At 48.1% G+C, this 14381-nt stretch carries 9 protein-coding genes; 5 read left to right on the forward strand and 4 right to left on the reverse strand.

What is annotated here, in order from left to right; translation table 11 throughout:
* Window positions 1-54: 54 nt before the first annotated feature.
* Complete coding sequence (locus J2Z28_RS19940) at window positions 55-1635, forward strand: hypothetical protein (RefSeq protein WP_211083957.1); 1581 nt, start codon at window positions 55-57, stop codon at window positions 1633-1635.
* Between the two features lie 53 nt (window positions 1636-1688).
* Here J2Z28_RS19940 and J2Z28_RS19945 read toward each other — a convergent pair whose 3' ends face one another.
* From J2Z28_RS19945 to J2Z28_RS19955, 3 genes are all read right to left on the reverse strand, one after another.
* Window positions 1689-3401 (reverse strand): ABC transporter ATP-binding protein, encoded by a 1713-nt coding sequence (locus J2Z28_RS19945; RefSeq protein WP_211083959.1) that lies wholly within the window; start codon window positions 3399-3401, stop codon window positions 1689-1691.
* A gap of 243 nt (window positions 3402-3644) precedes the next feature.
* A complete protein-coding gene (locus tag J2Z28_RS19950; protein ID WP_211083961.1) occupies window positions 3645-4673 on the reverse strand; it encodes an ABC transporter substrate-binding protein in 1029 nt (342 codons plus the stop codon).
* 110 nt (window positions 4674-4783) lie between these two features.
* Window positions 4784-6430: an AraC family transcriptional regulator gene (locus J2Z28_RS19955; protein WP_211083962.1), complete on the reverse strand. Its 1647-nt coding sequence runs from the start codon at window positions 6428-6430 to the stop codon at window positions 4784-4786.
* 529 nt (window positions 6431-6959) lie between these two features.
* On the opposite strand from J2Z28_RS19955, the gene J2Z28_RS19960 reads away from it, so the two are divergent.
* On the forward strand, window positions 6960-7949 hold the full coding sequence (locus tag J2Z28_RS19960; RefSeq protein WP_100528357.1) for a LacI family DNA-binding transcriptional regulator: 990 nt from the start codon (window positions 6960-6962) through the stop codon (window positions 7947-7949).
* Window positions 7950-8110: 161 nt separating this feature from the next.
* Complete coding sequence (locus tag J2Z28_RS19965) at window positions 8111-11503, forward strand: GH36-type glycosyl hydrolase domain-containing protein (protein WP_211083964.1); 3393 nt, start codon at window positions 8111-8113, stop codon at window positions 11501-11503.
* A gap of 78 nt (window positions 11504-11581) precedes the next feature.
* Here J2Z28_RS19965 and J2Z28_RS19970 read toward each other — a convergent pair whose 3' ends face one another.
* Entirely contained in the window at window positions 11582-12781 is a 1200-nt protein-coding gene (locus tag J2Z28_RS19970) for a methyltransferase domain-containing protein (RefSeq protein WP_211083966.1), read from the reverse strand.
* 266 nt (window positions 12782-13047) lie between these two features.
* Here J2Z28_RS19970 and J2Z28_RS19975 point away from each other — a divergent pair, with 266 nt between their 5' ends.
* Together J2Z28_RS19975 and J2Z28_RS19980 are read left to right on the forward strand one after the other, a co-directional pair.
* A complete protein-coding gene (locus J2Z28_RS19975) occupies window positions 13048-13539 on the forward strand; it encodes a GNAT family N-acetyltransferase (protein ID WP_211083968.1) in 492 nt (163 codons plus the stop codon).
* Window positions 13540-13574: 35 nt separating this feature from the next.
* A complete protein-coding gene (locus J2Z28_RS19980) occupies window positions 13575-14363 on the forward strand; it encodes an SDR family oxidoreductase (RefSeq protein WP_047840749.1) in 789 nt (262 codons plus the stop codon).
* Window positions 14364-14381: the final 18 nt, after the last annotated feature.

Consider the following 14381-nt stretch of genomic DNA (forward strand, 5'->3'; position numbering starts at 1 on the left):
TCTGTAGATTAGATAGATTCTATCCATATATTAATGGATGAGGAGTGTCAGAACATGTCCATGCATCAGATAGGTCACAAGGTGTCTTTTGCCGATATGAAAACGAAGTTGCCTCAGGAGAGCTGGATGTACACTCAGAATGAAGCGCACAACGGTGAATTTGAAGCCGAGGAAGTATGGTTACATTCTGGTGATCTTCATATCAGTGAGCTGTTGTTGGATGAAGGACCCTTTTTGATCTTGGTTGAAGGAAATCTGACAGTGGATCGTTACATTGGAAATACAAGTTCCGACGCGGCCAGTTCAAATCTGGTTGTACTTGGGAATCTCATAACGCCCTATATGATCGTGGGTGGGCAGGAAATATATATTACAGGTAATCTCTATGTGGAGGATATGTTCTGGGGGGATTATAACCATGGAGAATTGACAGTGAGAGGGAATGTAGAAGGTGGATTGCTGGTAAGTACCGATCAATATACGATTCAGGTTCAAGGACAGCGTAATGTGAAGCGTCAGATTGAGGAATGGGAGGATCTCGGACCATGGCGGGGCTTTGATATGTTGGCGTTATTGGTTCCTGAATGTGTGATTGATGAAGATACAGAGCCGTTTCCTTGGCGAGAAGAAATGTTAAAGAGGCTGCAGCAAGGACAACCTGTAATCAACCGAAAGTACATTCATGCTGATGAATCAGAGCCAGATGCGCCGGATTGGTTCGAAGATCATCGGATTACCGCTGAGAACATAGAGCGTCTTACTCATCCATCTTTGTTGCCTGTAAGAGAGGAGGATGAGTTACTGAACAGCTATGAATTTTGGTTGGACGAGCAATTTTGCCGAGTATCGGTCTATGGAGATGAGCATACGGAGGGGTATTTCCGTAGTCTGTATTTTCAGGATGACCACAATTGTGCATTGTTGCTTAAGATGGAGCCATCAGATCAAGGTTCCAACTCTCCTGATAAACATATCGTACAACCGGGTGAACCTGTCTGGATGATCTCAGGAGCATATCGTTATCTAAACAATGAGAAGTCGGAATGGAACGTATTTTCGGAGAACTCACCTGCTGATATTCAGCAGTTAAGCGAGCAAGGATGGAGCACCTTGTTGCAGTCTGTATCGAATTATCAGTATGCCCGTTCCTTAATTTCGCACCAACTGATCCACGATTTATTAGCACTGCCTGTCGTGGAGCCATATGACGATTATTATGATGATGATCGGCACGGGCTGTGGATTGGAGAGTTATATTATGCATTTCGACAAGCAGGTCAGATGTCTGATGGTGTTCCCCAGCCAGCTATGCTACGTATTGGAAGAGAGTATAAGGATACTCAAGGGGAGAAGCAGGTGGAGAAATACTATTATACCCTGCACCAACATGAGGACGGCACGGAAAGTGTGTTGATCGAATACTCGGCTCAGAAGGACGAGGATGAGGAAGAAGAACCGGTGTTGCTTGAACTTCATTATATAGGCGGCTCTCAATTACTACATGCCGTTCACTTGCTGGAACATGGACGCAAAGTGCTCATTCAAGCGAATGAGGATTTACTGAATGGGGAGCTGCCTTACGCTGCTGAATCATTTGCAAAACGATTTTGGAAATCCAAAGGATACCTGAAATGAACAAAACAACCTTCACCTCTATTACAAGAGGGAGGGTTGTTCTGTCATTGCATTTAACCAAACTGGGCTTGATGCAGTCGGCTGTACGAGCCTTGACGCGCGAGAAGTTCTTCATGACTTCCTTGTTCAGCGACGGTGCCGTTCTCCACGACTACGATGCGATCGGCGTGTCTGATGGTCGCCAGTCGATGGGCAATCACCAATGTCGTACGTCCCTGAGCTAGTTCAGATAAGGCCAGCTGAATGGCTGCTTCAGTCTCGGTATCGAGTGCGGATGTTGCTTCATCCAGAATGAGAATAGGTGGGTTTTTCAGGATCATTCTTGCGATGGATAAACGTTGCTTCTGTCCGCCGGACAATTTCACGCCACGTTCACCGATCATGGTGTCCAGTCCATCTGGCTGGGATTGTACCAGCTCTTCCAATTGGGCCCGGCGAATGGCTTGCCAGATTTCCTCATCGGAAGCATTCAGTTTGCCGTATGCAATATTTTCTCGAATCGTTCCATCAAACAGGAAAATATCCTGCTGCACAATCCCGATATGGGAGCGCAGTGATTCCAGTGTCATGTCCTTCACCGGAATGCCATCGATGGAGATATGTCCTGCATCCACATCGTAGAAACGTGGGATCAGACTGCATAACGTCGTTTTACCTCCGCCCGAAGGTCCAACCAGAGCAACCGTCTGGCCTGCCTGGATATCCAGATTGACCTGAGACAGCGTAGGTTTGTGTTCTCCATAAGAAAAGGTAACGTTATGGAAAGCAATATCTCCTTTGACATCCGGAATCGGTTTCGCTTGTGATGTATCTTCTACATCCGGTACAGCTTCAAGAAGCTCCAGGTAACGTCTGAATCCGGCGATGCCTTTAGGGTACGTCTCGATGACAGAGTTAATCTTCTCGATCGGTCCGAGGAATACATTGGAGAGCATCACAAAAGCGATGAATTCCCCGTAGGTCATACTGCCTTGAATGACAAACCAGGTTCCACATACCAGTACAAACAGCGATACAAATTTCATCAGGATAAAACTGAGTGAAGAGTTCCAGGCCATAATACGGTAGGTGATTAGTTTTGTAAGCCGGAAACGTTCGTTGTTCTCGACGAAACGTCCTACTTCATGTCTTTCATTGGCAAAAGCTTGTACCACACGGATGCCGCTCACATTGTTCTCAACCCGTGCATTATAATCGGCGATATCCGCAAACATGCGCTTGAATGCCTTAGACATTTTGCGACTGAAATACAGCGACAGGTAGATCATCAGCGGCACAATGATGAACGTCATCACAGCGAGCTGCCAGTTGATCCCCAGCATAATCCCGAAAGCTCCGGCGAGTGTCATGAGGGCAATGAATAGATCCTCGGGTCCGTGATGCGCGATCTCACCAATATCCATCAGATCGTTGGTCATGCGGGAGACCAGATGCCCGGTCTTATTGTTATCGAAGAAGCGGAAGGACTGCTTCTGTACACGCTGGAACAGTTCACGCCGCATATCGGATTCGATGTTAATACCAAGCTTGTGGCCCCAATAGGTCACTGCATAATGGAAAAAGGAACTGAGCAGGTAGATGCCGAGCAACCCAACACACGCCGCTAAGATCATGGACCAATTTCCAGCCGGAAGCAGTTGATCGACCACCCGGTTAACGGCGAGTGGAAAGGCCAGCTCCAGCAGAGCGGCAGCGATGGCACAGGAGAAGTCCAAGATAAAGAGTCTTTTGTAAGGGCGATAATAAGACATAAAACGGCGAAGCATATGTAAGTCCTCCTCCTCTAAATGACGCAAATGCCCGGGCAGGCTAATTAGGGCGTGTCTCAAAACTCGCTGAAGTGCATCTTTTACCGCCTTTTCGCCCCCTGCTGCGTCACTTTCCCTTGACGTGCCCCGGCACGCCTGCGGAAAACTTTCTTGCTTGGAACGAAAATTCGGCAAAATCTGCTTCCTTCGGAGTTTTCAGACGCGCCCTAGCCTGTCCGGACACCTGTATTCATGCTTATGTTATTTACGGTTTTGCTCGGCACGTTCTACGATCATATTGGCGAATTCCTCAGCCTGACCTTGAATCGCAATTGGGTCGAAGTACCAGTAACGGTCTTCCAGCAACTCATACACCTGATTGTTTTTCACAGCCGGCAGGGATTGCCAGATGGAATCACCTTGGTAATTTTTGGTGTTCTCTCCAACGGTTAAGAAGATATGATCCCCTGCATAATCACCAACAACTTCACGCGAAATTTCTTTCCATTGGGTATCACCCATCAGTTCTTTTTTGGTGATTTCGAGTGGGGCAAGTTGCAAAGCACTGTAGACCGCTTGTCCTCCTCGACCAAAATTGTCTCCATATCCATAATAACTTTTGTCGGATACTTCAAGGATGGAGAAGGTTTCCTCCGGTTTAATGACTGTCTTCACCTTAGCGCGAGCGGCTTCAATCCGTTCATCGTACGTTTTCAGCCAAGCTTCGGCTGCTTCGGATTTGTTCATCAGCTCTCCGAATCCCCGGATTTCGTCGTGTACATTGGTGAAAGTACCATACGGAATGACCACGGTCGGTGCGATTTTTTGATAACTCTCAATTTCGCTGGCCTGATCAGAGTAGGTAATGATCAGATCCGGGTTCAAGGCAACAACCTTCTCCATGGATACCGCCGCCCGATCACCAATACTCTCTATGCCCGCTACCTGATCTGCATAGAACGGGTTTTCCAAATAATATTGAACAGCACCAACGGGTTTCACACCCAGTGCGAGCAGATCACTTACGTACATATCGGTAACGATTCGTTTCGGTTCAGCCGGAATTTCAACATCTCCGCTTAATGACTTGTAGATCCGTGTAGCATTTGAATTGTCTGAACCGGACGACGTGTCTGTGTTCGTCTCGGAAGAGGCTGTTGTTGTTTCGGTTCCCGCTGCCGAAGTCTGTTCAGTGGCAGTCGAGCCTGTTCCGCTACTACATGCAGCCAGAATCATAATGATGGCGAGCATAAGAAGAAAGCCGGAAAAGCGTTTTTTTGCAGCAAACATATTTTTGTTCCCCCTGTGTATAATCAATAATGATTATTATTCTCATTAATAACATAGAGGAAGATGTGATATTTGTACATGGACAACTATGATCACTACTGCATGGACAATTATGATGTGAGGTGACGCATGATATGCTGCAACTGCTCCATAACGGACAAGGGATCAAATCCATAGAACATGTCGGCATCAATCTCGTATACACGTCCTTCACGAACGGCGGATAGGGTGCCCCAGGATTCCTGATTCGGCAGGTTATCCAGCATTTCTCGTTTGGCAGGTTCCTCAGGGAAGGCGACAAACATGTGATCTGCGGCATACAAGTGAATCTCGGACAACGGAACATGAACGTACCCCGTAAGTAACTGTCCATCCTGCTCCATACGTGAGGGTGGAGTGAAGCCCAGTGATTGATACAGCACATGAGAGGCTCTGCCCCAGCCATGACCGTAGATATAAGCCCCGTCTTCTCCAATCATAAACATGCAAACGGCGGACCCTCGTGTTCCTTCCATCTGTTGGTCCAACGTATGATTGGCTTCTTGCTCAAGTTGATGATATTGATCTAACAACGCTTGTGCATTGGACTCAAGCCCTGTAATTCGACCCAAAAGAAGAAGCTGCTCCTGCCAATCGAGTTCCTCAAAAGGCATCAGAATGGTCGGTGCGATCAGACGTAGTTCATCGGAAGCGGGATGCGGTGCATACCCGATAATGACATCGGGCTGAGCGTTTGCAATCAGATCCGTATGTTTAACCAGCTCGTATTCGGAATGTTGCTCAAATTGCTCATGACCATCATGACCATGTTCCCCCAGTTTTTCTTCCATCCAGCTGGCGACGGCGCCCATATGGGGAGTGTGGCCCAATGCCAGAAGTGAGGCCGTATAGTTGTAAGTCAAAGATACAATCTTTTTGGGCATTTTCCGGTAGTGTGTTGGTGCTGATCCAACCATCTGTTTGAATTTGCGGCTCAGATAAAAGGTGTCCCTGTAGCCTGTCAGTTGTGCAATCTCCTGTAGCGTAGGGTTCTCGAACAACAGATGCTCCTGAGCCATCCGGATCCTGAGACGAGTCACATATTCAACAAAAGTAAGACCTGTATGTTTCTTGAACTCCCTTGAAAAATGCTCAGGGCTCACATTTGCATCCCGTGCCAATTGTTCGCGGGTTAACGGATGGGTATACATCTGATGGATATGTCTGAGCACGGCGTCGAGCCAGGAGTGATCTTCATGAGCAGAATGAGCCGCATGATCCCGCAAAATATCCAGTAACTCATAGAAAAGCATATGAGGCCTGAATGGACTGGAACCATGACCCTTTGAACTTGCTTGAACCAGCTCTACTGCCCTATCGGTGAGAGTACGACTCGCAATGGGAACTGGTATCCCGAACGGCCAGAACAGCTGTTCATTTTCAGTGGAATCAAGAGCAATAGCAATGCCCTGTACTGGCGACAGGGAGCCGCGCTTGTTCTCGTGCTGAAGCAGGCTTCCAGCTTGTCGAACGACTGCACAGCCTGCATTTAATGTCAGTTTACCCTCTGCACTGATCAGCCTGGCCTGGCCAGCAGTAATGACGTATAGCACATGAAGAGTGCTCCACATCTCATCTATGCGGGAGAATGCCTCGCGGTCGTGAAGCTGCACCAGATGGCACAGCTTGAAAAGGGCAACAGGTACGGACTGAATCTTCTGCAAGGAAATGGGACGGGACAGCGATTTTTTATGATAAATAGGCTTGGAAATATTCATTAGATAACTGTCTCCTTACATAAGTCAGCAGGGGCATTATTCCTCTCATGCCCCTAGTGTACTGGCGTAATTCTCGGATCTCGACTATTATGCAGTATATACTATAAACGGAGTGACGTGGATGGACAGATTGAACAAATAAACTTTTTATTTGAAAAATAGATAAAGTGGTTGAAATCGCTATCAACACCGACTATAATGAAAATGTCGAAACGTTTCAATCTGGCGTTTACTGCCAGTTTCATTGTATTAGGCACGAACTGTTTATAGAGCGCCAGATTGAAAGACGTGTCATGACCATCACTAATGGTATGGATTGGAACGGGACGCATTCAACCGTGGCCCCATAAGGATGGGAACGAGGATTTTTTTTGAGAACGCCTCGAAACGTTTCGATTGACATCCATCGCTATGATATGTATAAAGATTAATAAACGATAATGAAGGATTTAGTGGTTGTTCTAACCATGTATCGTATAAAATGTAGATAACCTTGAATTTGTTTTAGTTTAGAAGGAGCGAACGTGGAATGGCAACGATTAAGGATGTGGCAAAGCTGGCAGGTGTAGCACTCTCGACTGCTTCCTATGCGCTGAGCGGGGATAGCAAGGTTAGTGCCAAGACCAAGGCTAAAGTGCTTGAGGCAGCACGAGAACTGAATTACCGCAAGAACGGCTTTGCCATGGACCTGAAACGGAGCCGGACAAACACGATCGCTTTGATCCTGACCGATCTGTCGGGCCCGTATTACTCGGAATTGATCCGTAGTGTACAGGATGTAGCCCTCGCGAACGGGTATGACCTGATTGCGTGCAGCTCCATGGGTGGACGGGATTCAACGGCAGTGCGATTTTTGCGTGAAAAAAGAGTAGATGGAGCCATCATTCTGGCGCATAATATTCATGATGATATTCTGGTAGAATCTGCCGGTCATCGTTTTCCGATCATTGTGATGGATCGTCAGCTGTCGAGTGACCATCTGGTCAACGTGCTGGTGGATGGAGAGCAGGGCGGTTATCTTGCAACCCGCCACCTCATCCAGGCTGGACATCAGAAGATTGCTTATATCAGTGGCCCATCCAACTCGTATGACAACGCGCTCCGTTACCAAGGGTATCTGCGAGCGATGCGGGAAGCGGGACTTGAAGAAAAGTCCAAATGGCGTCTGAACGGTAACTTTGTGCGTGAGGGCGGATACAGTGCAACCAAAATGATGATCATGCAGGGCGATCTTCCCTCAGCGGTATTTTACGGTAACGATGAGATGGCGATTGGCGGCCTGAAGGCATTGGAAGAGCGTGGTGTATCGGTGCCGGATGATATTTCCGTGATCGGTTTTGATGATATTCAGTTGTCCGAATATGTGCATCCACCGCTGACAACGATACGCCAGCCGAAGCATGAAGCCGGGTCGCTCGCCGGACATCTGTTATTCCAGATGCTCAATGGCGAAGCGGTTGACCCTTCATATACGTTAACGATTAATATGATCGAGCGCAGCTCTGTACGTTCGGTTTAGACCGAGTCTGAACAACAAAGAACTACCTGCATGCTGAAGTAAAAGTTTAATGATGGGGTTATCGTCCGGACGGGCTGTAAAAGGCCGGTTTGAAGAGGCCCCTATTCTTTTTCAGGTTTATCGAAACGTTTCGATTTTAACTAATTCAAGGAGTGAACCTTATGACAACGATGATTAATGAACCGATCCGGTTAAGTGCCGGAGAGTTATCCTTTACCTTTTTGAACAGTGGAGACTTGTATCAGGCCACATCCGGCACAACGATGTTGAACCAGTTGCTCAGCAACCAGATTGATGGATCTCTGAACAACCTGTACCTGCGTGTACACGAGGGAGAGAAAATCAGCTCGTTCCCGTTGCTCGGTGTACGTTCGAACAGCAAGGTGATTACAAGCAAGGCACAATCCAGCAACCAGTTGATCTGGGAGGGCACAGTCCAGCTGGAAGGTAGCGAAAAAGGCATTGGCTATCAGGTCGTATTTACGGCTACACTTCAAGGTGTCTGGTTCTGGGATGTGAAGCTCACAGGACAACAACATAACGTAGACGTGGTGTACGGACAGGATGTAGGTCTTGCTGATCCAGGTGCGGTACGCAGTAATGAAGCTTATCTGTCACAATACATTGACCACACGGTGTTTGAAGATGAAGCGAAAGGTTATGTCGTTTGTTCCCGTCAAAACCAGCCTCAGGGCGGTGCATTTCCATATATGCAACAAGGTTCCCTGACCAAAGCAGTCGGTTACTCCACAGATGGATTCCAATTCTTCGGTCTGTCGTACAAGGAAACGAATCAACCAGAGAGCTTGAATCGCCCAACGTTGGCAAATGAGACATATCAGTATGAATTTGCTTATACGGCATTGCAATCCGAACTGCTGAATCTGAACGGAGAAGCACAGGTGGTCTTTTATGGACTGGCGAAGCCTAATCATGCCGAAGGAATCTCTGCACTGGAGTTCGGAGATGAAGTTACCGCAGCATGGAATGAAGTACAGGCTCTGACTGTGGAAAATGGTGACACGTTGGAACAGGTAAAACTGTCCTCCTTCCTGGGTGAACCGCTGGTTACGCTCGATCTGACGCAAGATGAGATTCATGATCTGTTCCCTGATCGTCATCAGGAAGAGCACAGTGGCGAGGAACTGTTGTCCTTCTTCACAGGCAGCTATGAGCATATCGTTCTGAAAGCAAAAGAATTGCTTGTGGAGCGTCCACATGGTCACATTCTGATGAGTGGTGGCAACGTGCAACTTGGAGCACAGGTTATTACGACAACGTCGTATATGTACGGTATTTTCAACTCACAACTCGTTATTGGTAACACCAATTTTAATAAAATGATCAGTAATGCTCGCAATGCATTAAACGTGCCGAAAACGGCGGGACAACGCATCTATGTGGAAATGGACGGACAATATCGTCTGCTGACGATGCCTTCCCTGTTCGAGATTGGCTTCAACTATGTTCGTTGGATCTACAAAACCGAATCCGATACGATCATCGTGACGAACTATACAGGGGCACACACCACCGAAGTGAGCATGAACGTACGCTCCACAAGTGGCACAGCATACCGTTACCTGGTAACAAACCAGATTACGATGAATGTGAATGAATACGAGTATCCGCTGCATATGACGCAGGATGGCGATACTTTGATCTTCAAGGCTGATCCACAAGCGATTAGTGCTGGAACGTATCCAGATCTGCAATACCGCATGTCGGTGGACGGCGCAGCTGTGAATGTAGGGGACGAAACGTTACTGGCAAGTGGTATCCGCAGTGGTTCCGCATCACTGGTTACGCTTAGTCTGGAAGCAAGTGCTGAATGGACGCTGAAGGTACAAGGGGTATTGGAAGGCCAAGCGGACAGCGGAGTGGTAGCAGGTTCAAGCCTGACGTTTGAAGAGGAAGTGCAGGCATACCGCGAGTTCTTCGCAGGTGTGATGAACGGATTCCGTTTGTCCCGTGGCGAAGGCCAGAGTGCAGAGGATCTGTTCAAAGTAAATGCGCTGGCTTGGTGGTACACCCACAACATGCTGGTTCACTACTCTGTGCCTCACGGTTTGGAGCAGTATGGCGGCGCGGCTTGGGGTACACGGGATGTGTGCCAAGGTCCGGTGGAGTACTTTATGGCAACGCAAAAATATGAGCAAGTTCGCGATATCATCAAAATGGTTTATACCCACCAATATGAAGATGATGGCAACTGGCCGCAATGGTTTATGTTTGATAAATACTTTGCGATTCAACAGGAAGAAAGTCATGGCGATATCATCGTATGGCCTTTGAAAGTATTGGCGGACTACCTGACAGCGACTCGCGACTATGCGATCCTGGATGAGAAAGTACCTTATACCGTCAAGCATAGCTTCGGGTTCACGGAAGAAACGGCAACGGTACTGGATCACGCGAAAAAAGAAATCGAATATATCCGTTCGCACTTCCTGCACGATACGTTCCTGTCTTCCTACGGAGATGGCGACTGGGATGATACGCTCCAACCAGCCAATGCACAGCTGAAGCAATACATGGTGAGCAGTTGGACAGTGGCATTGACGTATCAGTCCGTGAATGTGCTCTCGCAAGCGCTGAAATTCAAGGATGCAGATTTTGCACAGGAGCTTGATGTGCTGGCTCAAGGCATTCGTGAGGACTTTAACCGTTACATGCTGGGCACAGATGTGATTCCAGGCTTTGTATACATGGAAGAAGCGGACCAAGCGAAGCTGATGCTTCATCCAACGGATACAGAGACAGGCATTCAATATCGCCTGTTGCCAATGACGCGCAGCATGATTGGTGAGTTGCTGAATGCGGAGCAAGCAGAGTCTCATTACGCATTGATCCGTGAACAGTTCCTGTGCCCGGATGGCGTGCGTCTGATGAATCGTCCGGCTCAATATGCTGGAGGAGTAAGTACACACTTCAAACGTGCAGAGCAAGCATCTAACTTCGGACGTGAGATTGGTTTGCAATATGTGCACGCACATATCCGTTACGTGGAAGCGATGGCGAAGCTGGGTAAGACAGATCAGGTGTGGAATGGTCTCGCGATGATCAACCCGGTTGGTATCGGCGAGGTTGTACCTAACGCGGAGATTCGCCAAGCGAACTCATATTTCAGTAGTTCGGACGGTAAGTTTAATACGCGTTACGAGGCACAGGAGCATTTTGACCAGCTTCGTAAAGGGACTGTACAGGTGAAAGGCGGATGGAGAATCTACTCCAGCGGTCCTGGAATCTACATGAACCAGCTGATCTCCAATGCACTTGGCATTCGTCAAGAGGGCGGCGATCTGGTCATTGACCCGGTATTGCCAGCTGAGCTGAACGGCATGCAATTCGAATTCGAGTATGCGGGTGAGCCGGTGACGTTCATTTATCACTTGAACGAAGGTGCTGTGAGCCGTGTAGCGGTGAACGGCAAAGACATTCGCACCGAGCGTACAGCGAACCGTTACCGTCAGGGCGGTGTAAGCATCTCGCTTGATGAGTTCAGACAGGCACGTAGTGCAACTGAGCGTACGGTTGTTGATATTTATATGTAATTTCATAGCATGATGTATACCAAGGTCATCCTCCTTTAATCAAGGCGGGATGGCCTTTTGGCATATGCTCATAATCCACTAGCGCAGTGGAACTGCCAACAACGTATGCAACAGCTCATTATGCCGCACATGCTTGGTTACGTAGCCCTGTTGCTCCAGCCAGCTGCATAGCTCACTCAGCAGAGGGAAGTGACGCTCGCACAGGGCGCGCAGCTGTTCCTCGTGTCCTGTGGTTTCTGCCTGCCGAATATAGGAATCACGGTGAGTCGCATCAACAAACATCAGATCCGTTAGACCGATACGTCCACGCGAGGTTAATACCCGCTGCATCTCCTGTAAAGCCAATAGTTGCTGATCTGGACTTAGATGATGGAAAGCAAAGCTGGATACAACAAAGTCGAAGGAATGATCGGTAAAAGGCAGCGCCAGAAAATTACCAAGTTTCACATGCATCTCAGGATATTTGGTACGACATCTGCGCAGCATCTCCCGGGATTGGTCGATTGCAGTCATGTCTGCGCCGTGCTGTAGCAGTTTCCCAGCCAGATTACCTGTGCCTGTACCAATATCGAGTCCTTTCTCACCAAGGGAGGGAGAGATCCAATGAGCTGTCTGTTCGAGCGCTTCGTCATAGTTGTGATACAGATAAAAGGAAGACTGTACCGTATCATTGGAATCGCTCGGCGTGGAATGATCTGTATCCTGGTATGGATGTGCAACTTCATTCTCATCGCTTATAGGCGAGGTGTTGTCTGAATGGTGATTGTTCTCTGAATTGGGGTGTTCAGTAATGAGTCTGCTTTCTGCCTGCACTCGCTGATCGTGGATGGCTGCCTGCGTGTCATAATTCCACCGATCATGCCAGTTCTGCCGTGCTTCACGCAGGCGACGGGCACTGTCCGCGAGATCGTGCAGATGGCTGACATCCAACGGACCATCCTGACGATTCAGGTCAATCATGCGCTGGGTTGTATCCATCATACGTTTGAGCTCAATCCACTGGGCATACATGACGGCCTGTTGCAGTTCCAGATATTCTTCCAGCCGCTGCTGATTCCCTTGATCAATCTCTCCTATCGCATGTGTAATATCTTGTAGCGACATGCCAATCTCACGCAGTGCAGCAATGGTTTGAAGCCGCCAGATATCATTCTCCGTATAGGTACGATACCCATTACTGGACTGTTTGGCGGGCAGAATTAATCCTTTTTCTTCATAAAAACGAATGGCTCTCGCCGATATACCAAGCCTGCTTGCTGCCTCTTTGATATTCATCATGTATCCCCTCCTTTTCGAACCAGTATAAACCATGACGTTACGGCAAGGTTAAGCGTTTATTTCATTTTGCGAAAAGGTTCAATACCGAGCGGAATTTTAGTCAAAGGTGTGGCTATGCTACAATATAAAGAACAAAAAACTTAAATAGTGAAGTAAACGAACAATGTCTTCCTATTCCTAAGTTTCTCAACGTTCTTAACTCTCTTAACTTTCCCGACGTTGTAACGCACAGCGTTGTTGACTATAGCACGAAAGGTTGAATCATTATGCTTACCAGCCATACATTTACGATTCGTCCATCCGAGATTAAAGATGCAGCCCAGCTAATGGAGTTGGATACCCTGGTATGGGACAAATACACCTCTCCTGCACCGATGCAATGGCGTTCCAGACAACAATATCTGCAGCATTGCCCGCCAGGCAGTCAATTGATTGCGGTGCAGGGAGAGCGGGTATGTGGTTATGTGGGCTTTAATCCAGCCACAGGTATGCCCGTCAACCGTCATGTCTACGAGATTCATATTGCAGTTCACCCTCATGATCGGCGTTGTGGCATTGCCACAGCTTTGATGGATGCCATTAAGCAGCATGCGGCCCAACAAGGCGTTCGCAAGCTCAGGCTGCGCGTACTTTCCAGCAATCCGGGAGCGATTACGTTTTATACACAGTGTGGATTTGTGACGGAAGGCAGGCTGGTGTCCGAATTTTATATCGGAGACAAGTATGTGGACGATATTCTTATGGGTTATTTTATCTAGACCAAATAGAAACTAGCTGAGGAGGAGGAACAACGATGGACATGGGACTTCAAGGTAAAAAAGCACTGGTGCTAGCTTCCAGTCGCGGGCTGGGCAAAGCGGTAGCCGCTCAATTGGCAGCAGAAGGTGCTGACGTCATGCTTGCCAGCCGGAGCGAAGAAAAGCTCGCAGCAGTGAAGCAGGAGCTTCTGGCGCTTGGTGGTGGCGGACGTGTGGAATATTGTGCAACCGATGTGACACGCAAGGAAGATATTGAGGCTCTTATTCACAAGACAGCGGAGCTGTTTGGACAGATTGATATTCTGGTGAACAATTCGGGTGGCCCGCCATCGGGTTCATTTGAGTCACTGACGGATGAAGATTGGGAACGTGCATTTGAATTAAATGTGCTCAGTTATGTAAGGCTGATTCGTGGCGCTCTTCCTTATATGAAAGAAAGCGGAGGACACATTGTCAATATCGCTTCAACTTCGGTGAAACAGCCCATTCCGGGTCTGGTGCTGTCCAACACGTTCCGTACTGGAGTGTTTGGATTGGCGAAGACGTTATCCCAGGAGCTGGCTCCATACGGAATTTTGATCAACACGGTGGCGCCGGGACGTATTGCAACAGACCGTATACGTGAGCTTGATGCAGCACGGGCTGAGCAGAACGGAATCAGTGAGGAAGAGGTATCTGACCAATTCCGTAAAGAGATTCCACTGGGCCGTTATGGTCAACCAGAGGAGTTTGCCAAAGCGGTTGTATTCCTGTTATCTGGAGCCAATACGTACATTACCGGAACCTCATTGATCGTGGATGGTGGTATGGTCCGAGCACTATAAAAGTCATTGAATACAATA

The sequence above is a fragment of the Paenibacillus xylanexedens genome (assembly GCF_017874615.1).
Classification (GTDB): Bacteria; Bacillota; Bacilli; order Paenibacillales; family Paenibacillaceae; genus Paenibacillus; species Paenibacillus xylanexedens.

Excerpts from the sequence above, each read along its gene's own strand:
- J2Z28_RS19940 (WP_211083957.1), top strand. The coding sequence starts at position 55 with ATGTCCATGCATCAGATAGGTCACAAGGTGTCTTTTGCCGATATGAAA.
- J2Z28_RS19945 (WP_211083959.1), bottom strand. The coding sequence starts at position 3,401 with ATGCTTCGCCGTTTTATGTCTTATTATCGCCCTTACAAAAGACTCTTT.
- J2Z28_RS19950 (WP_211083961.1), bottom strand. The coding sequence starts at position 4,673 with ATGTTTGCTGCAAAAAAACGCTTTTCCGGCTTTCTTCTTATGCTCGCC.
- J2Z28_RS19955 (WP_211083962.1), bottom strand. The coding sequence starts at position 6,430 with ATGAATATTTCCAAGCCTATTTATCATAAAAAATCGCTGTCCCGTCCC.
- J2Z28_RS19960 (WP_100528357.1), top strand. The coding sequence starts at position 6,960 with ATGGCAACGATTAAGGATGTGGCAAAGCTGGCAGGTGTAGCACTCTCG.
- J2Z28_RS19965 (WP_211083964.1), top strand. The coding sequence starts at position 8,111 with ATGACAACGATGATTAATGAACCGATCCGGTTAAGTGCCGGAGAGTTA.
- J2Z28_RS19970 (WP_211083966.1), bottom strand. The coding sequence starts at position 12,781 with ATGATGAATATCAAAGAGGCAGCAAGCAGGCTTGGTATATCGGCGAGA.
- J2Z28_RS19975 (WP_211083968.1), top strand. The coding sequence starts at position 13,048 with ATGCTTACCAGCCATACATTTACGATTCGTCCATCCGAGATTAAAGAT.
- J2Z28_RS19980 (WP_047840749.1), top strand. The coding sequence starts at position 13,575 with ATGGACATGGGACTTCAAGGTAAAAAAGCACTGGTGCTAGCTTCCAGT.